This window comes from Novosphingobium sp. (genome assembly GCF_020852455.1).
GTDB lineage: Bacteria > Pseudomonadota > Alphaproteobacteria > Sphingomonadales > Sphingomonadaceae > Novosphingobium.
The window spans coordinates 159314-183784 of the sequence record NZ_JADZAT010000010.1 but is presented as its reverse complement, the minus strand read 5'-3'; the positions used below and the strand labels follow the sequence as shown (position 1 = coordinate 183784).

25 protein-coding genes and 1 tRNA gene are annotated in these 24471 nt (G+C 65.2%); 19 read left to right on the top strand and 7 right to left on the bottom strand.

Annotated elements, in window-relative coordinates:
- The first annotated feature begins 4 nt into the window (after nucleotides 1-4).
- Both IT549_RS04940 and IT549_RS04935 read left to right on the top strand, forming a co-directional pair.
- Entirely contained in the window at nucleotides 5-1690 is a 1686-nt protein-coding gene (locus tag IT549_RS04940) for a hypothetical protein (RefSeq protein ID WP_292970409.1), read from the top strand.
- Nucleotides 1691-1761: 71 nt separating this feature from the next.
- Entirely contained in the window at nucleotides 1762-2922 is a 1161-nt protein-coding gene (locus IT549_RS04935; protein ID WP_292970407.1) for a glycosyltransferase family 1 protein, read from the top strand.
- Nucleotide 2923: 1 nt separating this feature from the next.
- Here the strand turns inward: IT549_RS04935 and IT549_RS04930 are convergent, their stop codons facing one another.
- Nucleotides 2924-3382: a hypothetical protein gene (locus tag IT549_RS04930; RefSeq protein WP_292970405.1), complete on the bottom strand. Its 459-nt coding sequence runs from the start codon at nucleotides 3380-3382 to the stop codon at nucleotides 2924-2926.
- 100 nt (nucleotides 3383-3482) lie between these two features.
- A complete protein-coding gene (locus tag IT549_RS04925; RefSeq protein ID WP_292970403.1) occupies nucleotides 3483-4091 on the bottom strand; it encodes a PadR family transcriptional regulator in 609 nt (202 codons plus the stop codon).
- A gap of 99 nt (nucleotides 4092-4190) precedes the next feature.
- Here IT549_RS04925 and IT549_RS04920 point away from each other — a divergent pair, with 99 nt between their 5' ends.
- The 6 genes from IT549_RS04920 to IT549_RS04895 all read left to right on the top strand — a co-directional run bounded on the left by IT549_RS04920 (nucleotide 4191) and on the right by IT549_RS04895 (nucleotide 9125).
- Nucleotides 4191-5513 carry a replication-associated recombination protein A gene (locus IT549_RS04920; protein WP_292970401.1) on the top strand — a complete coding sequence of 441 codons (1323 nt, stop codon included), beginning with the start codon at nucleotides 4191-4193 and terminating at the stop codon, nucleotides 5511-5513.
- A gap of 1 nt (nucleotide 5514) precedes the next feature.
- Entirely contained in the window at nucleotides 5515-5976 is a 462-nt protein-coding gene (locus IT549_RS04915) for a GxxExxY protein (protein ID WP_292970399.1), read from the top strand.
- A gap of 9 nt (nucleotides 5977-5985) precedes the next feature.
- Nucleotides 5986-6861, top strand: coding sequence for a hypothetical protein (locus IT549_RS04910; RefSeq protein ID WP_292970397.1), 876 nt, complete (start codon nucleotides 5986-5988; stop codon nucleotides 6859-6861).
- Nucleotides 6862-6887: 26 nt separating this feature from the next.
- Nucleotides 6888-6962 (top strand) — tRNA-Thr (locus IT549_RS04905).
- 22 nt (nucleotides 6963-6984) lie between these two features.
- Complete coding sequence (locus IT549_RS04900; protein WP_292970395.1) at nucleotides 6985-7974, top strand: acyl-CoA dehydrogenase family protein; 990 nt, start codon at nucleotides 6985-6987, stop codon at nucleotides 7972-7974.
- The gene (locus tag IT549_RS04895) at nucleotides 7971-9125 is read left to right on the top strand and encodes an acyl-CoA dehydrogenase family protein (protein WP_292970393.1); all 1155 of its coding nucleotides are present in this window, start codon (nucleotides 7971-7973) and stop codon (nucleotides 9123-9125) included. The genes IT549_RS04900 and IT549_RS04895 overlap by 4 nt, the downstream gene beginning before the upstream one ends.
- Nucleotides 9126-9128: 3 nt before the next feature.
- Here IT549_RS04895 and IT549_RS04890 read toward each other — a convergent pair whose 3' ends face one another.
- Together IT549_RS04890 and IT549_RS04885 are read right to left on the bottom strand one after the other, a co-directional pair.
- Nucleotides 9129-9956 carry a hypothetical protein gene (locus IT549_RS04890; protein WP_292970391.1) on the bottom strand — a complete coding sequence of 276 codons (828 nt, stop codon included), beginning with the start codon at nucleotides 9954-9956 and terminating at the stop codon, nucleotides 9129-9131.
- An 18-nt stretch (nucleotides 9957-9974) separates the two neighbouring features.
- The gene (locus IT549_RS04885; RefSeq protein ID WP_292970389.1) at nucleotides 9975-10685 is read right to left on the bottom strand and encodes a hypothetical protein; all 711 of its coding nucleotides are present in this window, start codon (nucleotides 10683-10685) and stop codon (nucleotides 9975-9977) included.
- A 115-nt stretch (nucleotides 10686-10800) separates the two neighbouring features.
- Here IT549_RS04885 and IT549_RS04880 point away from each other — a divergent pair, with 115 nt between their 5' ends.
- Complete coding sequence (locus IT549_RS04880; protein WP_292970388.1) at nucleotides 10801-11598, top strand: tryptophan 2,3-dioxygenase; 798 nt, start codon at nucleotides 10801-10803, stop codon at nucleotides 11596-11598.
- Nucleotides 11595-12692 (top strand): class V aminotransferase, encoded by a 1098-nt coding sequence (locus tag IT549_RS04875; RefSeq protein ID WP_292970386.1) that lies wholly within the window; start codon nucleotides 11595-11597, stop codon nucleotides 12690-12692. Before IT549_RS04880 ends, IT549_RS04875 begins: the two co-directional genes overlap by 4 nt.
- Nucleotides 12693-12752: 60 nt before the next feature.
- Here the strand turns inward: IT549_RS04875 and IT549_RS04870 are convergent, their stop codons facing one another.
- Together IT549_RS04870 and queF are read right to left on the bottom strand one after the other, a co-directional pair.
- Nucleotides 12753-15014 (bottom strand): TonB-dependent receptor, encoded by a 2262-nt coding sequence (locus IT549_RS04870; RefSeq protein ID WP_292970384.1) that lies wholly within the window; start codon nucleotides 15012-15014, stop codon nucleotides 12753-12755.
- A gap of 156 nt (nucleotides 15015-15170) precedes the next feature.
- Nucleotides 15171-15629 carry a preQ(1) synthase gene (queF, locus tag IT549_RS04865; RefSeq protein WP_292970382.1) on the bottom strand — a complete coding sequence of 153 codons (459 nt, stop codon included), beginning with the start codon at nucleotides 15627-15629 and terminating at the stop codon, nucleotides 15171-15173.
- Nucleotides 15630-15799: 170 nt separating this feature from the next.
- Between queF and IT549_RS04860 the strand changes: the two genes are divergently transcribed.
- From IT549_RS04860 to IT549_RS04820, 9 genes are all read left to right on the top strand, one after another.
- Nucleotides 15800-16948 (top strand): hypothetical protein, encoded by a 1149-nt coding sequence (locus IT549_RS04860; protein WP_292970381.1) that lies wholly within the window; start codon nucleotides 15800-15802, stop codon nucleotides 16946-16948.
- Nucleotides 16949-17058: 110 nt separating this feature from the next.
- Nucleotides 17059-17898 (top strand): 3-mercaptopyruvate sulfurtransferase, encoded by an 840-nt coding sequence (sseA, locus tag IT549_RS04855; protein ID WP_292970379.1) that lies wholly within the window; start codon nucleotides 17059-17061, stop codon nucleotides 17896-17898.
- A 12-nt stretch (nucleotides 17899-17910) separates the two neighbouring features.
- Entirely contained in the window at nucleotides 17911-19122 is a 1212-nt protein-coding gene (metC, locus tag IT549_RS04850; RefSeq protein WP_292970377.1) for a cystathionine beta-lyase, read from the top strand.
- Complete coding sequence (locus IT549_RS04845) at nucleotides 19119-20009, top strand: mechanosensitive ion channel domain-containing protein (protein WP_292970375.1); 891 nt, start codon at nucleotides 19119-19121, stop codon at nucleotides 20007-20009. The genes metC and IT549_RS04845 overlap by 4 nt, the downstream gene beginning before the upstream one ends.
- Before the next feature lie 62 nt (nucleotides 20010-20071).
- Nucleotides 20072-20845 (top strand): uroporphyrinogen-III C-methyltransferase, encoded by a 774-nt coding sequence (cobA, locus tag IT549_RS04840; protein WP_292970373.1) that lies wholly within the window; start codon nucleotides 20072-20074, stop codon nucleotides 20843-20845.
- Nucleotides 20842-21138, top strand: coding sequence for a DUF2849 domain-containing protein (locus IT549_RS04835; RefSeq protein WP_292970371.1), 297 nt, complete (start codon nucleotides 20842-20844; stop codon nucleotides 21136-21138). The genes cobA and IT549_RS04835 overlap by 4 nt, the downstream gene beginning before the upstream one ends.
- A complete protein-coding gene (locus IT549_RS04830) occupies nucleotides 21138-22766 on the top strand; it encodes a nitrite/sulfite reductase (protein ID WP_292970369.1) in 1629 nt (542 codons plus the stop codon). The genes IT549_RS04835 and IT549_RS04830 overlap by 1 nt, the downstream gene beginning before the upstream one ends.
- Entirely contained in the window at nucleotides 22759-23202 is a 444-nt protein-coding gene (locus IT549_RS04825) for a DUF934 domain-containing protein (protein ID WP_292970367.1), read from the top strand. The genes IT549_RS04830 and IT549_RS04825 overlap by 8 nt, the downstream gene beginning before the upstream one ends.
- On the top strand, nucleotides 23195-23980 hold the full coding sequence (locus tag IT549_RS04820; RefSeq protein ID WP_292970365.1) for a phosphoadenylyl-sulfate reductase: 786 nt from the start codon (nucleotides 23195-23197) through the stop codon (nucleotides 23978-23980). The genes IT549_RS04825 and IT549_RS04820 overlap by 8 nt, the downstream gene beginning before the upstream one ends.
- On the opposite strand, the gene IT549_RS04815 is transcribed toward IT549_RS04820, so the two are convergent.
- Nucleotides 23977-24471 (bottom strand): hypothetical protein, encoded by a 495-nt coding sequence (locus IT549_RS04815; protein ID WP_292970363.1) that lies wholly within the window; start codon nucleotides 24469-24471, stop codon nucleotides 23977-23979. The genes IT549_RS04820 and IT549_RS04815 overlap by 4 nt on opposite strands.

Sequence of the window (24471 nt, the reverse complement as noted above, 5' to 3'; positions counted from 1 at the left end):
GGCGATGGCCCGGCTGCCGCCCCTTTTGGCTGCCAGCGCGATCGTGCTGCTGCTGGCCGATCCGGCCGGGGCCGATCCGCCGATCGTGGTTTCGCACCAGGCCGATACGGTTTCGGTCACGGTCTATCGCAATCCGCAGCGCCAACCCAACCGGGCAATCGCGTTCGACACCGAGGACGAGGACCCGGAACCGCTGGGCGGCTATGCCATGATCGCCGAAACCCGCACGGTCGATCTGCCCCCGGGCGAGGCCGTGGTGCGGTTCGAAGGGGTCGCCAGCGGGATCGTGCCGCAAAGCGCGATCATGCTGGGCGGCACCTTGAAGGAGAAGAACTTCGACAGCCGCCTGCTGTCGCAGCGCGGGCTGCTCGATGCCTTTACCGGCCAGCGGGTGACGATCCGGTCAACCGATGATCAGACCGGCCAGGTCAGCGAAGAAGCGGCGACGATCGTTTCGCAGCCCGACCGCCTGCTGCTCCACACCCGGCGCGGCTATGAAGCGGTAACCTGCAGCAGCGGGATCGAAACGGTGCTGTTCCCCGGCGTGCCGGTTGACCTGACCGCCAAGCCAACCCTGTCGATGACCACCCGACCTGACAGTCCCGGTGGCCGCCAGACCGTGACGCTGCTGTACCTGGCCGGCAATTTCGACTGGCAGGCCAACTATGTCATGACCTTCTCGCCCGATGCCGGTGAGCTGACCATGCTGGGTTGGATGACCCTGGCGAGCCGCGATCGCACCAGCTTTCCCGCCGCCGAGCTCAGCGCGGTGGCCGGGCTGACCGCCCGCGCCGACCCACCCGACGCGGACGAGGACGACGAGGACTATTCCGAACCCGCAGAGCAGCCGGAAGATCCCTATGCGCCCGACAACATCGACATCAGTTTCGATTGCTGGCCGCAGGGCCAGACCGCCGGCACCCGCTGGCACGCGGTGCTGTTCGGTCCGGGTTCGCTGCCCCGCCGCGAATTCATCGCGGGCAGCTATGAGAGCTATTACTTTGGCCAATATGCCGAAGGTCGCTGCGATGATGACGAGGACGGCTGCGATCGCGAAATCATTGTTACCGGCAGCAGAATATCGTCCCGCACCGACCTTGGCGACCTGAAGCTCTACACCGTCCCCTTCCCCACCGATGTCCTGGCGCAAAGCATGAAGCAGGTGCGCTTCATGGACGATCACAAGGTCAAGGGCGAACTGGTCTACAACATCCTGTCGGACGGAGAGTCAGAACGACGGCAGCAGCTGCTGTTCCGCTTTCACAACCGCAAGCGCGACGGCGCGGGCGATCCGCTGCCGGCGGGGCGGATCACGCTGTTTCAGCCGACTACGGCCGGCCGTCAGTTCCTGGGCGAGACCTGGCTGAACGACAAGGCGGTGGACGAGGATGTCGAGATCACCCTGCCCAACCCGGACAAGTACGGGATCACCTTCGAAACCGATGAGGACGATGATACCGACAAGTGGACCGATTACACCGCCACGCTGACCAACAAGGGCGATGCCGCAACCCAGATCGAGGTTGAATTCAACTACGACGATTACACCTTCTCGCGCTTTTCCGGCCCGGTCCGGCGGCACCGCGGCGCCTGGCAATGGCGGGTAAGGCTGGACCCGGGCCAGAGTGCCAAGTTGCGCTATCGCCGAACCGACCCGCCCGAGAATGATGAGGATGATTACGAGGAGTAGTCTGGCGGCCCTGCCGCGCTGATCGGCAAGCCCCCTCGCGCTTTGCCGGGCAATCGGCTAAGGCGCGCAGGATGAAGACCAGCGACCTGCGCATTGCCCTGTTCTCGGGCAATTACAACATCACCGTCGATGGCGCGAACAAGGCGCTCAACCGGCTGGTGGAGTACCTGCTGCGTCAGGGCGCGCAGGTGCGGGTCTATTCGCCGACGGTCGAAAATCCCGAGATGGACGCCACCGGCGATCTGGTCTCGCTGCCCTCGGTGCCGATTCCCAAGCGTTCGGAATACCGGCTTTCAACCGGGGTCAACCGCCGGGTGCGGCGCGATCTTGCGGAATTCAACCCCAACGTGGTCCATGTTTCCGCGCCCGATGTGGGCTGCCACCGCGCCGTTACCTGGGCCCGCAGGCGCGGGCTGCCGGTGCTGGCATCGGTCCACACCCGGTTCGATACCTATTTCCGCTATTACAACATGGCCTGGTTCGAACCGATCGCCACCGCGATCACCCGGCGGTTCTATCGCCGCTGCGACGCGCTGGTCGCCCCATCGGAATCGATGGCGCAGACCCTGCGCGAAGAGCGGATGAACTACGATATCGAGATCTGGTCACGCGGGGTCGATCGCGGCATCTTCAACCCGGCACTGCGCTCGCTTGAATGGCGGCGCGAGCTGGGGATTGGCGACGATGAAGTGGTGGTCGGCTTTCACAGCCGGCTGGTGATGGAAAAGGGACTGGACGTCTTTTCCGAAGCGATCGACCAGCTGCGCCGCCGCGGCGTGGCGCACCGGACGCTGATCGTCGGTGATGGTCCAGCCCGACAATGGCTGGAATCGCGCCTGCCAGAGGCGGTCTTTGCCGGGTTCATGGCCGGGCAGGACCTGGGCAAGGCGGTCGCCTCGATGGACGTGCTGTTCTTCCCTTCAACCACCGAGACCTTCGGCAATGTCAGCCTGGAAGCGATGGCCTGCGGCCTGCCGGTGGTGGCGGCTGCGGCTACCGGCAGCCAGAACCTGGTCGATAACGGCACATCGGGCCGGCTGATCGCACCGGGCGCGGTCCATCAGTTCGCCGAAGCACTGCGCCAATATATCGAGGATCCGGCACTGCGCCGCGCGCACGGCGACGCTGGCGAAAAGCGCAGCCGCGACTTCTCGTGGGATCAGATCAACCAAGTCGTCGCCGATACCTACCTGCGGCTGATCCGCCAACGGCAGGCACCGGCGAAAGGTTGACCTAGCGCAGCGTGCCCTTGGCTGCTTCGCGTCTGGAAAACTGCCAGAAAAACGCGATCGCAATCAGGATCACCAGCGGCATGATCTTCATGGCCAATGAATCGAGCCCCGGCGGCATGGTCAGCGTGGCCTGATAGGCAAAGCTGAGCGCAGCGGCGATCAACGACACCAGAAACGCCATGACTGCATGGCGCGAACGCACCAGCAGCAGGATCGAACCCAGCACCGAAAACCACACGCCCAGGCCCCACAAGACATGGGCCCAGACCGGCATGCCTTCGATCATCGCCAGCATCTCGCCCGCCAACTGCTCGTTACCTGCCGCGCTGGCCAGGTAATCCATGTTGCGGGTTCTGGTCATCAGATAGTCGTAGCCGCCAAAGGCATTCCACAGCAGGCTAAGTCCAGATACGATCCAGAAGCTCAACGGCGCCTTGGCCGCCTGTCCATCGCTGTTCATTCTCCCCTCCCCCTTGTTGATCGAGGATAGGGAAAGCTAACACGAAACTGACAGGGGCCAAAATGCAAAGCCAGTCCCGGCGCGGGACCGGCTTTGGACGCTACATCCGTTCAATCTTGCGCGCGGCCTCGTCCAGAACATCGGCGATCGCGTGCAGCGTGTCGCGGTCAAACCCGCTGTCCATCGCCCGGCCCTTTACCGCCATGAACAGGTTGCCCATCGCGCGCTTGAGCTGCGGGGCGCTGTGGCGTTCGCGCTCTTCGGCCAGGGCCTTGAGCCGTTCGACGATCCGCGCAAATTCCTCGCCGCGCCCGTCCAGTTCGGCGCGGCCGGCTTCGGTTGCGGCAAAGGCCTTGCGGGCGCCTTCGCCGGGTTGTTCGGCGATCAGGCCTTCATCGGTCAGCAGGTTGAGCGTGGGATAGACCACCCCCGGGCTGGGGGCATAGTTGCCACCCGAAAGCTCTTCGATCGCCTTGATCAGTTCATAACCGTGGCGCGGCGCTTCGCCGATCAGGCCCAGCAGCACCAGCCGCAGTTCGCCCGATCCGAACATCCGCGAACGGCCGCGCGGTCCGCGTCCGCCCTTGCCCTGCCAGTCGCCGGCGAAGTCACCGCCCCAATCAGAGCCCCAGCGGCGGCCCCAGCCGCCCATCATCATGGCCATCGGCCACATCTTGCGGCCGTGATGGCCCATTGCGTGCATTCTCATCTGTGAAAATCCTTTCATGATGCGTCTAAGATATATCTTTACTTGATTTGCACAAGCCCCCTCGTGCAAAATCGCTCTGAGCCTCCTAACGTGTCTGCGATGTCCGACCTGTTCCCTGATGCCCTGCCCCCTGCCGCCAGCGAGGAACCGCGCGAGGATGCGCCGCTGGCCGACCGGCTGCGCCCACGTGACCTCTCCGAAGTGATCGGGCAGGAACACCTGACCGGACCCGAAGGCGCAATCGGGCGGATGGTCGCGGCCGGGCGGCTATCCAGCATGATCCTGTGGGGACCGCCGGGCACCGGCAAGACCAGCACCGCGCGGCTGTTGGCCGATGCCGTGGGGATGCGGTTCATTTCGGTCAGCGCGGTCTTTTCGGGCGTGGCCGACCTCAAGAAAGCCTTCGCCGAGGCCGAGGCCGCCGCCAAAGCCGGGCAACGTACACTGCTGTTCGTGGACGAGATCCACCGCTTCAATCGCGCCCAGCAGGATGGCTTCCTGCCTTTTGTCGAAAAGGGCACGGTCACGCTGGTCGGCGCGACCACGGAAAACCCCAGCTTTGCGCTCAACGCCGCGCTGCTCAGCCGCGCGCAGGTGCTGATCCTGCACCGGCTCGATGCCGCCGCGCTCGATGTGCTGCTGACCCGCGCCGAAGGACTGGCCGGGCCGCTGCCGCTGACCGGCGAGGCGCGCGAAGCGCTGGTGGCCAGCGCCGATGGTGACGGACGGTTCCTGCTGAACCAGGCTGAAACGCTTTACAACGCGCATATCCCCCAGCCGCTTGATCCGGCGGGGCTGGGCAAGTTCCTGCAGCGCCGGGTGGCGGTCTATGACAAGGACCGTGACGGGCACTACAATCTGATTTCGGCGCTGCACAAGGCGCTGCGCGGATCGGACCCGCAGGCCGCGCTCTATTACATGGCGCGGATGCTGACCGCCGGGGAAGAGCCGCTCTATGTGCTGCGGCGGCTGGTGCGCTTTGCCAGCGAGGACATTGGCATGGCCGATCCGCAGGCGCTGGTGCAATGCCTGGCCGCCAAGGACGCTTATCAGTTTCTGGGCAGCCCCGAAGGCGAGCTGGCGATCGTCCAGGCCTGCCTTTACCTCGCCACCGCGCCCAAATCGAACGCCGCCTATGTGGCCCAGAAGGAAGCCTGGAAGAGCGCCCGGGAGACCGGCAGCCTTGCCCCGCCCGCGCACATCCTCAACGCCCCGACCAAGCTGATGAAGGACATCGGCTATGGCGCCGGCTACGCCTATGACCACGAGGCCGAGGACGGCTTTTCCGGCGCCGACTACTGGCCTGAGGGGATGGCAGCGCAGCAATACTACCGCCCGGTCGAACGCGGTTTCGAACGCGAGGTGCTCAAGCGGCTGGAATGGTGGGACAAGAAGCGGCGGGAACTGCGCGGGGAAAAATGATATGGGGTTCACCCAAAGCACCGAAGAAGGCAGCTCCTTCCCACAAACGGAGGATCTTGAGCGGTTGATCTCCGTGGTTGTCGATCACGGCTTTCGGTTGCACGATACGGTCGGTCCCGGTCTGTTGGAAAGTGCTTATGAGGCGTTTCTGGCAGGTTCGCTTCGCGAAGCCGGATTGAATGTTCGGCAACAAATCTCTCTTCCGGCCAGCTACCGAAACATGACTATCGACAATGCGTTCCGCATCGATCTGCTGGTCGAGGACCGTTTGATTGTCGAGATCAAGTCGCTGGAGCGCGTAGCTCCCGTCCACAGCAAGCAATTGCTGACATACCTCCGGTTGATGAACCTGCCCGTAGGGCTTTTGATCAACTTCGGCACCCCGTTGTTCAAGCAGGGCGTTACGAGAGTGATCGACAGCCGCAGTGAATACGGACGTAAGCGTGACCGCACGACAGCTTAGGTTCTTCGGGTGAAACTGCACCAAGCAACCCGCTTCCGCCATTTCGCCGCGATCGACTGGTCGGGCGCGGCGGGAGAGCGGCATCGCGGGATTGCCGTGGCGTTGTGCGGTGCAGGCAGGCCCGAACTGGTAAGGCCCGGGCATCGCTGGTCACGCAGCGAAGTGCTGAACTGGCTGCTGGACGAACTGCCCGGCGATACACTGGTCGGCTTTGACATGGGCATTTCGCTGGCCTTTGCCGACCACGGCGCGTTCTTTCCGGGGTGGAACGAAAGCCCGCCCCATGCCCGTGCGCTGTGGGCCAGCATCGACGCCATCTGCGGTGAGGACCCGCACCTTGCCGCAACGTCCTATGTCGATCACCCCGAAACCAGCCGCCATTTCCGCCGCCACGGCGGGCGCGAGGGGGACCTGTTCGGCGGGGGACGCGGCCGCTTCCGCGTGACCGAACGCGCGCAGGAAGCAATGGGGTGCAAACCCTATTCGAATTTCAACCTGGTCGGCGCATCGCAGGTCGGCAAGTCGAGCCTGACCGGCATGCGCCTGCTGCACCGCCTGCAAGGCCGCCTGCCGGTCTGGCCGATCGATCCCCTGCCCGCGCAAGGTTCTGTCGTGGTGGAAATCTATACCACGATCGCCGCAATGGCCGCCGGGCGCAGCGCCGCGAAATCGAAGATGCGCAGTTATGAGGAACTCAACGCCGCGCTTGCCGCGCTGGGCTGTGCGCCCGTCGCCGGCCAGGGCCCGATCGCCGATCATGCCAGCGACGCGCTGCTGACCGCCGCCTGGCTGCGCCGCGCCGCCGCCGATCCGCAATTGTGGCACCCGGCCGGGCTGACTCCGGAAATTGCCGCAACCGAGGGGTGGACCTTTGGCGCCCGCTAAGGCTAAGGGCGGATCAGCACATCTGGGCCGGCTTAGCACAGTGGTAGTGCAGCGGTTTTGTAAACCGAAGGTCGGGGGTTCAAATCCCTCAGCCGGCACCACTTCAAATCAGGGAGCGAGCGCATGCTTGCCGAAATGATCGAACGCCTGCTCGATCGCCATCTTGACGATGGCGCGCAAGGCCGGGCGCGGAGCGGCGAATGGCTGCCCGAATTGTGGGCCGAGGTTGAGGAAATGGGCCTGCCGCTGGCCCTGCTGACCGAGGATCAGGGCGGGTTCGGCCTGTCCTTTGCCGAAGCGGGCGAGGCGCTGCGGCTGCTGGGCCGGCATGCGATGCCGCTGCCGGTTGCCGAGACCATGGCCGCCAACCAGCTGCTGGCCAATGCCGGCCTGCCGCTGGCCGAAGGGCCGGCTGGACTGGCCCGCGGCGATCACCTCAGCGTTACTCAAGGGTCACTCAAGGGTACCATCGAGCGCATTGCATGGGGTGAGCAGCTTGACTGCCTGGCACTGGCCGTCGGCGACTGCCTCTACCGCGTACCGCGTTCGGGCTGGAGCGTGGTGGAGGCCGGATCGGCGCTCAACTTCCACCCGCGTCCGGCGCTGGCGATCGACTGGACGATCGATGCCGAGGCCGCGCTGCCCTATTGCCCGCTCGCCGCCGGAGCGACCGTTCGCGCCTACCAGATCGCCGGGGCGCTCGAGGCCTGCCTTGACCTGACGCTGGAGCATACCGCTACCCGCGTGCAGTTCGGCAAGCCGTTGCAGAAGAACCAGGTGGTCCAGCACGAACTGGCCAAGCTGGCAGGCGAGCTGGCCTGCGCCACCGCGGCAGCAGACCTGGCCGGTGAAGCCCTGGCCCGCGGCGACCTCAACGGCGTGGCCGCCGGATCGCTACGGGCGCGCGAGGCGGCCGGCAACGGTGCGGCGATCGCGACGCAGATGCACGGTGCGATCGGCTTTACCCGCGAACACCGCCTGCACCTTTACACCACCTCGCTGTGGACCTGGCGCGACGAGTTCGGCGGGCAGGTGATGTGGGCAAAGCTGCTCGGCCGCGCGGCGCTGGCCGCTGGCGGCGATGGATACTGGCCGATGGTGACTTCCCTATGAGTGCGATCCCCTTCCCCGCCCCACCCCAGGACAGCGCCGAAGTGCTGGCGCTGCGGACCGAGTTCCGCGCCTTCCTCGACAAGCAGCTGGGCCACCGCACGCCGCGCCAGCGCAGCGACAACTGGTACGGCTTCAGCCGCGAGTTTTCGCTGGCGATGGGCCAGGCCGGCTATCTGGGCATGACCTGGCCCAAGCAGTTCGGCGGGCACGAACGCACCGCCTATGAACGCTACGTGGTGGTCGAGGAATCGCTGGCCTATGGCGCCCCGGTTGGCGCCCACTGGATCGCGGATCGCCAGTCGGGCCCGTCGATCATCAAGTTCGGGACCGAAGAGCAGCAGCACACCATCCTGCCGCGCATCGCCAAGGGCGAACTGGCCTTCGGGATCGGGATGAGCGAGCCGGATTCGGGCTCAGACCTCGCCGCGACCCGCACCAAGGCGGTGCGCGATGGCGATCTCTACCGGGTTACCGGCACCAAGGTCTGGACCAGCTTTGCCCACGAGGCGGACTATGTGATCCTGTTCTGCCGGACCAGCGGCACCCCGGCCGACCGCCACATGGGCACCAGCCAGCTGCTGGTTGACCTCAAGAACACCCCCGGCCTGACGATCAAGCCGATCATCGATCTGGCCGGCCAGCACCACTTCAACGAAATGCATTTCGAGGATGCGGCGGTCCCGGCCAGCAACCTGCTGGGCCAGGAAGGCGACGGCTGGAACCAGGTGATGAGCGAGCTGGCCTTCGAACGCTCGGGCCCCGAACGCTTCCTCTCCTCGATCGAGCTGATGTACCAGCTGATCGAAGTGCTGAAGGGCCGCGAGGACGATAGTGCCGCGATCACGCTGGGCCGGGTCACCGCGCAATTGGCCGTGCTGCGCCGCCTGTCACGCTCGGTCGCGGCGATGCTGCAGAACAAGCAGGATGCCGGCCTGCAGGCCGCGATCGTCAAGGATGTCGGCGCGGTGTGGGAACAGGTGCTGCCCGATGTGGCGCGCACGCTGGTCGATGCCGAACCGGATCCGCGCACCCAGCGCGCCTATGCCGGGGTCATGGCCAACATCGTCCACAACGCGCCCAGCTGGTCGCTGCGTGGCGGCACGCGCGAGATCCTCCGCGGGATCATCGCCCGCGGGCTGGGGACGCGCTAAGGCCTACTTCTTCACCAGGAAGCCATAGGGAATGTACAGGAACACCTCGGTGTTGCTGACCTGCTCCCAGGCGATATCGCGGTCGAGCCCGGCGATTTCGATGCCGTAGCCTTCGCCATAGAAGCTGGCGGCATGCTGCGCGGCCTTGGCCACGCGGCGGTAGATCTCGTCGCGGTACTGTTCGGGATTGATGATGGTCAGCGCCATGGCGCCGGTCATCACCATTTCCGATCGGCCGGTGGCCGGCACACTTTTGACGAACTTGCCGATCTTGCCCTGGGCATCGGCAATCGACCCGCTCAGTTTGGTCCGCACCATCAATCGCAGCGTGGCGGTGCTGCCATCGTCTTCAAAGCCGGGGGCAACCCGGCCGCCCTCGTCCTCGTCGTCATCCTCGTCTTCGTCATCGACCTTGGGGGCAGTACCGGCGAGCCCCGGGAACAGGTTCTTCCAGTTCGCCTTGGTCACCACCGTGATCTCGAGAGTTCCGGTAACCAGGCTCACCCCTTCGCGTTCGGCCCGGTCAAGCGCTGCGAGCAGCATCGCCTGCACCTCGCTACGGCGCATGTCTTCCTCGCGCGAGTCCGAGCGGATTTCAACATGGCGCACCGCGTTGTCGGCCGTACGGCGCAGCCCCACAACCGGGCGGCGATCGAGTGCGACCGCGCCCCCGCCAATTGGTGAAACCGCGATCGGCACACGCGAAAGCGAGTTTGACATGCGCTGGCCGGTGACGACGATCATCTCGCCCCCACCGCCCTCGTCCTGAGCCAGCAGCGGGCCGGTAGCCAAGGCCAGACCCAGAACCGCAATGCGTGCAAATTTGATCATGGCCAGCCTCCGCCCCGCCTATTTGGGGATCACGGTGTAACGATAGGGGATATAGAGCAGCACTTCGGTCGGGCTGACCTGTGACCAGGCGACTTGCCCGTCCATTCCGCTGATGTTGAACGAGAATTCCGGCCCGAACAGCGCGGCGGTGCGGCGCGCATCCTCGGCCACCAGCTTGATGATCGCTTCGCGGTACTGGTCCGGGTTGATCACCGTCAGGATGATGTAGCTGTTGTTGTCAATCGTCGCCCGGCCCGAACCCTTGAGCGATTTGGCAAACGCGGCAAGCTTGGCCTGGGTCGCGCTGGCCGACCCGTCAAGCGGCGCGCGAACCAGCAGTTCGACCTTGCTGGTATCGACCCGTCCGGCGGGGTAGAATTGCAGGTCCTTGTAATTGGCCCGGGTTATCTCGCTGAGCTGGAATTGCCCAGACACCAGCTTGAAGCCCGCCGCAGCCGCCCGGTCGATTGCGCCCAGCAGCACGGTATGGATTTCCTGCTTGCGGGTTGCCTCGTCGCGGGTGTCAGAGCTGATCGTGATCGTCATCAATGCGCCATCGGCCTGGCGGCGCAGCCCGATCACCGGACGGTCTGGCTGGGCAAATCGGGCATTCTGCCGGCCCGAGGTGACCATCACTTCACCCAGCGACGGTGCGCCGACTTCCTGCGCGGTCAGTGTCGAAGCGGCCAAGGCCAGCATGGCTGCGGCAAACAGGTGCGGTGCTTTCATGGCAAGCCCTCCTGGTTACAAGGTATCATCAATCAAGTCCTTTGCAACGACGGAGTTTTTACCAGTACTTTTGGGAGATGCTTGCAAATGAAACCAGTTTGGTCATGGTGGGCGGATGACCGATTCTGCCCCCATGACCTACGCCCGTTATCTCGCGCTCGACGAGCTGCTGGCCTGCCAGCAGCCGCGATCCGACTGCGATGACGAAATGCTGTTCATCGTGATCCACCAGTCGAAAGAGCTGTGGCTCAAGCAGGCGATCCGCGAACTGAAGCTGGCGGTCAGCCAGGTCCAGGCCGATGCCCTGATCCATGCTTACAAGGCCTTGGCCCGGGTCAGCCGGATCCAGGCGGTGCTGACGCTGAGCTGGGACGTGCTGACCACCATGACCCCCAGCGACTACACCCGCTTTCGCGACGTTCTGGGCCCGTCGAGCGGGTTCCAGTCCGATCAGTTCCGCACGATCGAATACATGCTGGGGCTGAAGGACCCGCGCTTTCTCGATTACCAGAACGATCGTCCGCACGCGCGCGCGGCGATGGAAGCGGCGCTCAATGCGCCCAGCATGTGGGATGAGACGATCCGCGCTGCGGCGCGCGCCGGTCTGCCGATCCCTGCCGAAGTGCTGGAGCGCGATGTCAGGCAGCCTTATAAACCCAGCGCGGGCGTGGAGGCCGCCTTCCTGACGGTCTACCAGCAGCCCGAACGCTATTGGGAACTGTACCAGCTGGCCGAAAAGCTGGTCGATATCGACGATGCGATGGCCGCCTGGCGGCATCGCCATGTCCAGACGGTTGAGCGGGTGATCGGCGGAAAAATGGGCACCGGGGGCACCTCGGGCGTGGGTTACCTGCAATCGACGCTGGGCAAGCGGGCCTTTCCCGAACTGTGGAGCCTGAGGACCGCGCTGTGAGCTTCAAGCGGCTGTTCTCGCGCGCGCTCGAAGCCGCCCCCGGCCGCCTGCACTTTGCCGCGCACAGCCACCATCTGTGGCCCGACGCCAGCCATGATGGCCAGATGCAGGCCTGGAACGACGCTGCGCTGCTGGCCGATCACAAGTGGGACAAGGTGTTCGGCGAAGTCATCCCCGAGGCCCAGCGCCACATCGCCGCCGAGCTCAGCCTGCCCGATCCCGCCACAATCGCCTTTTCGCCCAACACGCACGATTTCGTGGTGCGGATCATCTCCGCGCTGCCGATGGCCCAGCCGCGCGTGCTGGCCAGCGATGGCGAGTTTCACTCGTTCCGCCGCCAGTCGCTGCGCTGGGCCGAAAGCGGGCGGATCGCGCTGACCACGGTGCCGCTTGAGCAGCTGGTGGAGCAGGCTGAAAGCGGCGCCTATGACCTGATTTTCACCAGTCAGGTGCAGTTCAATTCAGGCCGGGTGCTTGAAGGGATCGAGCGGCTCGCCGCGCTGGCCCGGCCCGAGGGTCCATGGGTGGTGATCGACGGCTATCACGGCTTCATGGCCACCCCGACCGACCTGTCCGCCGTGGCTGACAAGGTCTTTTACCTCGCCGGCGGCTACAAATACGCGATGGCGGGCGAAGGGGTCTGCTTCCTGCATTGCCCGCCCGGGTTCGGCCCGCGCCCCGAAGTAACCGGCTGGTATGCTTCATTCGATGAACTTGCCGCCCAGCAAGGCGGTGTCGGCTATGCCCCCGACGGGCGCCGGTTTCTGGGCAGCACCTTCGATGCCTCGGGCCTTTACCGCTTCAACGCGGTGCAGCGGATGCTCAAGGCCGAGGGCCTCGATACCGCAACGATTTCAGCGCATTGCAACGCGCTGAAGGATCAGTTCTGTGAAGCCGGGCCATTGCCGGAAATGAAGCTGCTGAGCGGCCCCAATGCGCGCTTCCTGGCCTGGCAGGGCGAAGCCGCGCCTGCGCTCCACGCCGCGCTCGATGCCAAAGGCGCGGTTACTGACCTGCGCGGCGATGTGCTGCGGATCGGCTTCGCGCTCTATCATGATGCCGATGATGTCGCGGCGCTGCTGGCCTTGATCTGAAAAGGCCCCGCCGGATTGCTCCGGCGAGGCCCCTAGTCTGTCAGACTTTGATCAGCGCGATCAGAACTTCATGCCCACTTCAAAGCCCCAGATGCGCGGTTCGTTGACCATCGCCGTGAGGTTGTTGAAGTCGATCCCCGACACCGCCGAGACATCATCGGTGATGTTGCGGCCGAACACGGCCACATCGAACGCATCGGTGCGGTATCCGATCCGCAGGCCGCCTTCGAGCATCTTGTCGTCGCTGAATTCGACCGAGTTATAGAGGAAGAACTGGATCTTCGAACGATAGGCCCAGTCGGTGAACAGATAGACGTGGCCATCGCCAACCGGCATTTCATAGCCAGCGGTCCAGTTGGCGATCCAGCGCGGGCTCTGCGGCAACTGGTTGCCGTTGATCGAATAGATCCCCGGGCTGCCAGTGCGCTGGGTGTTGGTAACGGTGCACGCCGCGCCGCAGCCCGCCACGTAGAGGTTCGGATCCTTGATCTCGTTGTGGTTGTACGACAGCCCGGCGGTGAGCGTCAGGCCCTGCACCGGCTTGGCTTCGAATTCGGCTTCGAAGCCGTAACCATCAACCTTCTTGGCGTTGATCAGGGTGGTGAAGTTCGAAGCGCCACCCACCGCAGTCAGCTGCATGTTGTCGGTGCTGTAATAGAACCCGGTCAGGTTGAAGCGGGCCACGCCGCCAAGCGTCGACTTGAGCCCGGCTTCATAGCTCATGGTGGTTTCCTTGTCGGCCACCGACAGCGTGCGGCCAAAGACCAGGCGGCCCTGGATCGACGGGGCGCGATAGCCACGGGCGATCCGCGCGAACAGGTTGACGTCCTGGTTGAGCGGCATGGTAGCCGCCACATCCCAGGTTACGACATCGCCGCTGACATTGGCGGTCTGCGGGCTGACCGGGCCGCCAAAGTTAAGGAAGGCAGGACGGGTATCGACCGGGCGTTCGGCAACCATAGCGCGCTTGTCATGGTTGTAGCGCAGGCCGGCCTGCAGCTTCAGTCCGTTGTCGAACTGGTAGTTGACCGAACCGAACACGCCCACCGCGTCGCTATCCTGACGCTGGGTGGCAATGGCCGCCGGGGTGGTGTCAGTCGGCGAACCGAAGTCATAGCTGGTGATGTCCAGCTTTTCGTTGAACAGGAACAGGCCGACCTGGTAGCCGAGTCCACCCTTGTTGTTCGATGCGATGCGCAGTTCCTGGGTGATCTGGTCAAGGCTGGGCACATCGTCCTGCGACTGGGCCGAGAACGGGATGAAGCCAGGACCCATCGGCAGGTTGAACTGGTTGCCGAACCCGCCATCGATATCGCCGCGGCTGGCCAGGTTGCCGTTCCACAGGCTGGTCACCGAGGTGATCGTCACCGGGCCAGCATCGTATTCGGCGGTGAAGCCCAGGTTGTAGTTGTTGAGGTGCTGGAAGTTGAGACCATCGGCGCGGGTCTTGCGGCGGTCGAACTCGCTGGCCGGGCCGGTCAGGCCGATCAGCTTGTTGCTGCCGGTGGCAAAGGCATTGGCGCGGAACAGGCGGGCGTTACCGTCAAAGCTGCGGATCTGGCCGGTCAGGCGCAGGGTCAGCGCATCGCCAGCCTTGGCCTGGATCTGCAGGCGCGCAGCGAAATCGTCGAACCCTTCAAGATCGTTGCCGCCCGGAATGTCGATATTGTCGACCCAGTTGTTGCGCTGCTGGTAGAGCACCGAGGCGCGCGCCGAGATGGCATCCGAAAGCTCGCCGCCGATACCGGCTTCAGCGTTTACCGTTCCGAAGCTGCCATAGCTGGCGCGGACATAGTTCTTGCCCTTGGCGTCAGGCTTCACGCTGTCGAACTTGACGATCCCGGCCGGAGTATTGCGGCCGAACAGCGTGCCCTGCGGCCCGCGCAGCACTTCAACCCGGTCGAGGTCAAACACCGGAAAGCCCTTGAGGATCGGGTTTTCCAGCACGACGTCATCATAGACCAGACTGACCGGCTGCGAGGCGTTGAGGTCAAAGTCGGTGTTGCCCAGGCCGCGAATGTAGAAGCGCGGGAAAGTGCGCCCAAACGAGCTTTCGATGTTGAGGCTGGGCACGCGGCCCGACAGCGCACGGATATCCGCACCGGCACCGCTGACAGCCTTGAGGGTTTCGCCGTTCAGCGTCGCTACCGAGATCGGCACGTCCTTCTGGTTTTCAGCGCGGCGCTGGGCGGTGACGATGATCTCGCCAAGCCCCTGATCGTCTGCGGCGGCTTCCTGGGCCAGCGCGGGGGCGGCAGCCGAAAGGGCCAGACCGAGCGACAGAGTGGCGGCGGAATAGCGAAGCATAGCGGACAGTTTCATGAAAACTCCGTCAGAAGGGATGAATTGAAGAAGGTGGCGGATGGGCTAGTCAAGCCGACGCAAGGCTCAAGTGCCGAGCCGGTCTCGCTCCGATTTTCCTGCGGACCTGTTGCGCGAATGTCGCGAAATCGTCCAATTATGACAATGTTATGACACCTAGCCGCGCCCGCGATAGCTGGCCACGCCCTGGTCCGGCACCCACAGCCCTTCGGGCGCTGCGCCGCTTTGCCAGAAGACGTCGATCGGGATCCCGCCGCGCGGATACCAGTAGCCGCCGATCCGCAGCCAGCGCGGCTGCATTTCGGCGAACAGCCGCTGACCAATCCCCACGGTCACGTCCTCGTGAAAACCGGCATGGTTGCGGAACGATCCGAGGAACAGCTTGAGGCTTTTCGATTCGACGATCGTTTCGCCCGGGGCATAATCGATCACCAGATGGGCGAAATCGGGCTGGCCGGTGACCGGGCAAAGTGAAGTGAATTCAGGTGCAGCGAAGCGCACCAGGTACAGCGAACCGGCGCGCGGGTTGGGCACATAGTCCAGCACTGCCGCCTCGGGCGATGCCGGAAGCGCGCTGGTCTGGCCAAGGTGCAGGGGCTTTGGTGTGTCTGCCATGCAACGCGCCATGCCCCTATCGCGGCAAATGCACAAGTCGGCGGTTGGCTTGCGCGGGTTCACTTCCTATTCAGTGCAAGAGCGCCTATCGGGCCGCAGTCGCGCAACTGGTGGACACAACGATGCAGAAATTCGGGGGCAGCATGACGGCATGCGGCGCTTTGGCGCTGATGCTTGCGCTTGCCCCGCTGCCGGCGCTGGCCCAGACACCCGATTTCACCATCCCCACCGGCCGGCCGACCGGCAATTCGCGCGCGGCCGGCCCGGTTGACGACCAGAACCCGATCGTCCGCGCACCATCGCCCCGGCCCAGCCCCGCTCCGGTGCTGACCCCCGAACCGGTGGTGACCCCGGCGTCGGCGCCTGCCGCCAGCAGTCCTGCTCCGGCCACGCGGCCAGCATCGGCCAGTCCGCGTCAGGCGACCGACGCTGCCGCTCCGGTCACCCGCCGGATCGAATCTGCCCCGGCAGGCGTTCCCGCCGCCACACCCTCGCCCTCGCCCACTCCGGCAAGCGGTGCAGCCTTACCGCCCGGCGGCACTGTTCCCGAGCCGGCGATCGCTGCGACTGACAGCTTCGCCCTGCCCCAGACCAGCGATCCTGCGCCGACCAGCGCCGCCTCGGGCTGGTACTGGCCGTGGATTGCGGGTGCCGCTGGCCTGCTCGCATCGCTGTTTGCGCTACTGTGGTGGCGCCGCCGCCCCAAGGACGAACAGCTGGAATTCGAACCGCCGGTGGTGGCCGCACCCGGCCCCGCCCCGGCGCCTGTCCCCGCTCCCCAGCCTGCCCCAGCCGCGCCAAAGCCGGCGGCAGCGCCCCTCCCCGAATCCGCGCCGGGCCTCGCTATTGCGCTAGAGGCCCAGCGGATCACCGCTTCGCTGATGGCGACCACGCTCAACTATACCCTGCGGCTGACCAACAATTCGGGCCAGTCGCTGTCAGCGCTGGCGGTTGAGGGCGACATGATCTCGGCCCACGCCTCGCTGCCGCCCGAACAGCAGATCGCCAACGATAACCAGCGGCTCGAACTGCGCCATGCGCTGGTCACCCTGGCCCCGGGCGAAAGCGTGGAATTCACCGGCGACTTCCGTCTTCCGCTGTCAGCCATCACCCCGATTCGTGCGGGCGAGGCGGCCTATTTCGTGCCGCTGGCGCGGCTCAGGGTCGAAGCCAGTCAGCCTTCGGGTCAACAGATGGTAGAAGTGCAGACCTTCGTGGTCGGCGAATTGCCCGAACAGCCTGGCGCCGCACTGCGCCCGTTCCGGCTTGACCTGGGCCCGCGCACCTATTCGCGGATTGGACAACGCGCGGTCAGCTAAGGCGATTCTCCCCCTCGACGGGAGCCTCTGACGGGTCTAGTCTTTTTCGCAACTGCAGCGAGAGGGGCGCTGGCAGGTGACAGGACCTGCGCGAGGAGGACGCGAGAATTATGGATAGTCTGGTTTCGACCGAGTGGCTTGCCAACGAAATGGGTGCAAGCGACCTCAGGATCGTCGATTGCACCAAGCACCTGCCCGGCACCGGCCGCGATCCGCTGGCCGAATACGAAGCGGGCCACATCCCGGGCGCGGTCTTCATGGACCTGTCGGACCTGGTCGATTCGACCCACCCGGTCGAGAACATGCTGCCCCCGGCTGAAAAGTTCGCCAGCCGCATGCAGTCGCTGGGCCTGGGCGATGGCAGCCGGATCGTGCTCTATGATGACAGCGCGGTGAAGACCTCGGCCCGCGCCTGGTTCATGCTCAAGATGTTCGGCGCGCACGATGTTGCGATCCTCGATGGCGGGATTGCCAAGTGGAAGGCCGAAGGCCGGGCGCTGACCCAGGGCAAGGAAAGCCTGCGCCACCGCCACTTCACTGCCTGGCAGGATGACAGCAACGTGCGCACCAAGGCCCACGTACTCGCAAACCTGCATTCGAAGGACGAGCAAGTGATTGACGCGCGCGGCGCGGCGCGCTGGTCAGGCGCCGAGGAAGACCCGCGTCCCGGCATCGCCTCGGGCCACATTCCCGGCTCGTTCAACGTGCCCTTCACCACGCTTTACAACGCCGACGGCACCTTCAAGGACAAGGCCGCGCTCAAGGCTACCTTTGAGGGCGCAGGGGTCGACCTGGGCAAGCCGGTGATCACCTCGTGCGGCAGCGGCGTAACCGCCTGCGTGCTGATCTTTGCGATGCACCTGATCGGCAAGGACGATGCCGCGCTCTATGACGGCAGCTGGACCGAATGGGGCAACGACCCGGACACCCCCAAGGCGGTGAAGGCCTGAGCGGCACCGCCCTTGGCCAAGAAAATTCCCGCTGACATCGGCCCCGCCACCCGCCTGGTAACCGGCGGGCGGCGGCCCGAATGGACCGGTCCGGTGGTCAATCCGCCGGTCTGGCGCGCCAGCACGCATCTGTATGAAGACAGCGCCGCGCAGCAGGCCGGACTGAAGGTCAACCAGGACGGCGTGTTCCACTATGGCGCGCGCGGCGGGCCGACCCAGTGGGCGCTGGCCGATGCCCTGACCGAGCTGGAACCGGGCGCCGCCGGGACGATGCTTTACCCCACCGGCCTTGCCGCCCCGGTGATGGCGCTGCTCGCCGTGCTCAAGGCCGGTGATGAGCTGCTGGTTTCGGACAATTCCTACGATCCCAGCCGCACTTTCGCGGTCAAGGCGCTACGCGGCTATGGCATCACCACGCGGTTCTTCGATCCGCACGATGTCGATGGTTTCGCCGCAGCGATTTCGGACCGGAGCCGCGCCGTGCTGCTGGAAAACCCGGGCAGCGTCTCGCTTGAAATGTGCGACATTCCCGCGCTGACCCAGGCCGCCAAGGCGCGCGGGCTGGTGGTGCTGCTCGACAACACCTGGGCCGGGCCGACCGGGTTCCAGGCCCTGAAGCACGGGGTTGATCTGTCGATCCTGGCCCTGACCAAGCATGTCGGCGGGCATTCGGACGTGATGCTGGGTTCGGTTACCGCCAATGCCGAATGGTATCCGCGCCTGCGCCGGCACTCGCTGATGCTGGGCCAGCAGGCCTCGCCCGATGACTGCGCGCTGGCGCTGCGGGGGCTGCGGACCATGGGCGTGCGGCTCGAACGCTCGTGCAGCAGCGCGCTCAAGGTCGCGGAATGGCTGCAGGGCCGGCCGGAAGTGGCTGCGGTGCTGTTCCCGATGCTGCCGGGCGCACCCGGACATGACCTGTGGAAGCGGGATTTCTCTGGCGGCTGCGGCCTGATGACGATTGTCATGGCCGGCAAGGATACTGCGGCGCGCGATGCGCTGGTCGATGCGCTTGGTCTGTTCGGGATCGGCTATAGCTGGGGCGGGTTCGAAAGCCTGGCGCTGGGTAGCCATCCCGAGCGTGACCGCGATGTGATGCCCTGGCCGCCGCGCGGGATCGATCCGGCCAACCGCCATGCCGTTCGGCTGTGGATCGGACTGGAAGAGCCGCAAGACCTGATCGCCGATCTGGAACGCGGTCTGGCAGCCTGGAGCGCGGCGTGAGCCTGAAGCACGATATCGCCCAATTCACCGCCCGGCTCGATGCGATCGGGTTCGATGTCGGCAACTATCACGTATCGCTCTACCGGGCCCTGCTGATGGTGGTGACGGTCGTTGCCGTGATCGTGCTGGGCCGCCTGGCCGGCTACTTCTTCCGGCGGTTGTTCGCACGCATGCACCGGCTCGACGCCACGCAGAAGGTGCTGGGCGAAAAGCTCGCCACCATTGCCGCCTGGATCGTACTGGCGCTGTCGGGCATCGACTTCCTGGGGATAGACCTTACGGCGCTGGCCTTCTTCTCCGGCGCATTGGGGCTGGCAATCGGCTTTGGCCTGCAAAAGACCTTTGGCAACCTGATTTCCGGCCTGATCCTGCTGGCCGACCGCTCGATCAAGCCGGGCGATGTGATCGCGGTGGGCACCGGGGCGGACAAGACAGTGGGGCAGGTCAACCGGATCGGCATCCGCGCGGTTTCGGTCATCACGCGCGATCAGGTCGAATACCTGATTCCCAACGAACTGCTGATGACCAACCAGGTCGAGAACTGGAGCTTCACGTCGAAGGATGTGCGCGTGAAAGTGAAGGTGCCGGTAGCCTATGGCACCGACATTGAGCTGGCCGAGCAGCTGATCCTGGCCGAAGTGCGCAAGATCCAGCGGGTTATCAACCGGCAGCCGCCGCAGGCCTGGCTCTCTGAATTCGGTGATAGTGCCATTGTCTTTGAAGTGCAGATGTGGATCGCCGATCCTGAGGAAGGCCTGGGCAATCTGCGTTCGGATCTGCTCAAGGGGGTGTGGAAGGCATTCCAGGCCAACGGGATCCAGGTACCCTTCCCCCAGCGTGATCTGCACATCAAGGAATGGCCCGGCAAACCTGACGGCGAAAGCTGACCTAAGCCCCCGCAAAGGCATTCTGGCTGGCACCCGCCGCCGCGCCTGCCCATTGAGGCAGGATGAGCACTACCCTTCCCACCCCTGGCAAGGTCTGGCTGGTTGGCGCCGGCCCCGGCGATCCCGACCTTCTCACCCTGCGCGCCGCGCGGCTGGTGATGAACGCCCGGCTGATCGTTCACGATGGGCTGGTCGATCCCGCGATCCTCGCGCTGGCCCGGCCCGGAGCGCAGCTGGTCTCGGTCGCCAAGAGCCGTTCGCGCCACACCCTGCAGCAGGATGAGATCAACGCGCTGCTGGTGCGCGAAGCATTGGCGGGCCGCGATGTGGTGCGGCTGAAGGGCGGCGATCCGTTCATTTTCGGCCGCGGCGGCGAAGAGGCCGAGGCCTGCCGCGTGGCTGGTGTACCGGTCGAAGTCGTCCCCGGGATCAGCGCCGCAATCGGTGCCGCCGCCGCCGCGCAGATGCCGCTGACCCACCGCCGCAGTGCTTCGGTGGTGAGCTTCGTCGCCGGGCAGTGCAAGGGCCTCTCCGAACAGGACTGGTCAGGCCTGGCCGGCAAGGGCCGCACCCTGGTGATCTACATGGGCCTCGCCACCAGCGAGGCGATCGCCGAAAAGCTGATCGCCGATGGGCTTTCGCCAGAAATCCCGGTCGCCGTGGTCGAAAACGCTACCCGCCCCGACATGCGCGTGCTGCGCGCTTCGCTGGCCGGACTGCCCACGCTGGTTACCGCCCACAGGGTCAAGAGCCCGGCGCTGATCGTGATCGGCGAAGTGGCGGGTGAACCGGAAACCGATGAATTGCGCGCGCTCGCGCTGGAGGCCCTTTCGTGAAGATCCTGACCGGAAATGATTTGAAAAGCGGCGCCGTCACCTGGTGGGACGGGGTGCAATGGTCATTGCATGTCGAGGATGCGGTCGATGTCGGCGATCACGCCGATACGATCCTGGCCCGCGAACAGGCCGCGCGCCGGGTTAACGCCGCCTATGCGATCGAAGCGGTCAAGGATGCGGACGGCGTCCGCCCCGCGCATATCAAGGACCGCATCCGTGCGCTGGGCCCGACCGTGCGCCCCGACCTGACTTTGAAGCCGGCCGATCCCGGCGCCGGCGATTGGGTGATCTGATGTACAAGTACGATAGCTATGATCAGGCAATGGTCGATGCCCGGGTCGAGGAATTCCGCGACCAGGTTCGCCGCCGCCTTGAAGGCCACATTACCGAGGACCAGTTCAAGCCGCTGCGGCTGATGAACGGGCTCTACCTGCAGCTGCATGCCTACATGCTGCGCGTCGCGGTGCCCTATGGCACGCTGAATTCCGCGCAGATGCGCATGCTGGGCGATATCGCCGACAAGTATGATCGCGGCTATGGCCACTTCACCACCCGCCAGAACATCCAGTACAACTGGATCAAACTGGAAGACGCGCCCGATATCCTGGCCGACCTGGCCAAGGTCGAGATGCACGCGATCCAGACCAGCGGCAATTGCATCCGCAACACCACTTCGGACCAGTACGCCGGGGCTGTCGCCGACGAGGTGGTCGATCCGCGCCCCTATGCCGAACTGATCCGCCAGTGGAGCACTTTCCACCCCGAGTTCAGCTTCCTGCCACGCAAATTCAAGATGGCCGTGATCGCCAGCGATACCGACCGCGCGGCGATGAAGCTGCACGATATCGGGATCCAGATCGTGCGCGACGCCGCGGGCGAGCTGGGTGCGGCTTTCTACGTTGGCGGGGGCATGGGCCGCACGCCGATGATCGCGCCGTGCATCAATCCCTTCGTACCGATCGACCGGATGATCACCTATGCCGAGGCTTGCCTGCGCGTCTACAATCGCCACGGGCGGCGCGACAACAAGTACAAGGCGCGGATCAAGATCCTGGTCCACGAACTGGGCAAGGACGAATACACCCGCCAGGTCGAGGCCGAATTCGCCCACCTGCTGACCCAGCAAATTGAACCGCCGCTGGCAGAGCTTGAACGGATCAAGGCGCAGTTCGCCGAGCCTCCGTTCGAGGTCGGGATCGCTGACACTGTGGACCGCAGCGATCCCGACTTCGCCCTGTGGGTGGACAACAACTGCCTGCCGCACAAGCAGGCCGGCTATATCGCCGCGACGATCAGTCTAAAGCCGGTGGGCGGCATCCCCGGCGATGCAAGTGCTGACCAGATCCGGCTGATGGCCGATCTGGCACGCGACTACTCGTTCGACGAACTGCGCGTCACCCACGCCCAGAACATCGTCCTGCCGCACGTGAAGAAGGCCGATCTTTACGCGCTGTGGCAACAGCTTGAAGCGGCGGGCCTGGGCACGGCCAACCTTGATCTGGTCGGCGATATCATCGCCTGCCCGGGGCTCGACTATTGCAGCCTGGCCAATGCCCGTTCGATCCCGGTGGCGCAGAAGATCGGTCAGCGGCTGGCGGTCAAGCAGCAGGAAATCGGCGAGCTCAAGCTCAAGATCTCGGGCTGCATCAACGCTTGCGGCCACCACCATGCCGGGCACATCGGCATCCTGGGGGTCGATAAGAAGGGCACCGAAAACTACCAGCTGCTGCTGGGCGGCTGCGAAGGCGCGGATACCTCGCTGGGGCAGATCACCGGCCCGGGTTTCGACGAGGACGGCATCGTCGATGCGGTCGAGAAGGCCACGCAGTTCTATCTATCCCAGCGCGAGGAAGGCGAACGCTTCCTCGACACCTATCGCCGCATCGGCATGCCCGCGTTCAAGGAGGCGATCTATGGCTGAAGTCCAGTTCCGCTTTCGCGACGACGAACCCGTGGCCGATCCCGGCGTGACGGTTGACGCCTTTGGCGAACAGACCAACGCGCTTGCCGTCCGGCTTGAGCCGGGCGACGAACCGCGCGACCTCTTGCCGCACCTTGACCGGCTGCGACTGGTCGAGGTGAACTTCCCCAGCTTTGGCGATGGTCGCGGCTATTCGGCGGCGCGGGTGCTGCGCGAGGCCGGCTACATCGGTGAACTGCGCGCGGCGGGCGAAGTGCTGGTCGATCAGATCGCCTTCATGCGCCGCTGCGGGTTCGATGCCTTCGCCCCCGAAGTGCCGCTTGATCCCGCCGATGCCGAGGCCGCGTGGAGCCGCTACGGCGAGGTCTATCAGCCAACCACCGATGGCCGCACCCCGATCTGGGGCCTTCGTCACGGGATCGGTCGCCGTGGCTGAGCCGGCGCGGCGCATCGACGTGCTGCGCACCGGCCCGCGCTTTACCGCGGAGCAGGCCGAGGCGCTCAACGCGCGCTTTGCCGGGGTGCCGACGATCGCCATGCTGCGCGCCGTGCTGCGCGAAGGTCTGGCCGGCGATCTGGCGGCGGTATCCAGCTTTGGCGCCGAAAGCGCGGTGCTGCTGCACCTGATAGCCTCGATCGATCGGTCGGTGCCGGTGCTGTTCCTTGATACCGGCAAGCACTTCCCCGAAACGCTGGCCTACCGCGACACGGTGATGAAGCGACTGGGCATGCCGAATCTAGTCAACCTGACTCCCAACGCCGATGCCCTCGCCGCGCGCGACGAGAGCGGCCTGCGCTGGTCCTACGATCCGGACGGCTGCTGCGAGATCCGCAAGGTCCAGCCGCTGGCCGCCGCGCTGACCCATTTCGACGCCACCATCACCGGCCGCAAGGGCTTCCAGAGCGGCACCCGCGCCGGCCTGCAGCGCTTCGAGATCGACCGTACCGATGCCGCCGGTCGGCTCAAGATCAACCCGCTGGCCGATTGGACCGGCGACCAGATCGCCGCCTATTTCGCCGCCACCGGCCTGCCGGCCCATCCGCTGGTCGAGCAAGGCTATCCCTCGATCGGCTGCTCGCCCTGCACCAGCAAGGTCGCCCCGGGTGAAGACCCGCGTTCGGGCCGCTGGAGGGGTTGGGACAAGACCGAATGCGGCATCCACGTCGATGGCGCTGCCGAGGAGCTGCCGCCGGGCTACGATCCGGCCTTTTAGAGCAGGTCCTCGAAGAACAGGCTGACCAGCCCGGCCTGACTGGATACCCCGGCCTTGGCATAGATACTCGACAGTTGTGCCCGCACCGTGCCCTGCGCCGCGCCGCGCAGCCGGGCGATTTCGCCGGCATCGCAACCTTTTAGCGCGAACAGTGCCACTTCGGCTTCGGCCGGGGTCAGTTCCCATTCGCCAAAGCGGCTTGATACATGTTCGGCCAGCGCACCGCGCGCCACCTTGAGCGCAGCTTCGCGGCGGCGGGCCTCGGCCAGCAGCAATCGCGTGTGCCGTGCGCCCAGGATCACCCCGGCCAGCAACGCGAAAGCGATCAGCGCCTCGATCGCGACGTGCAGCGTGATCCCGTGCTCGCCCGCATCGCCCAGCGCATCGGCGACGAAGAACATCGCCGCCACCGCCTGAACAACGACAATCGCCGCGACCAGCAGCACCTGCCGGTCGCGGCCTGATTGCACTTGCCCGGGCTCAGCGGCCAT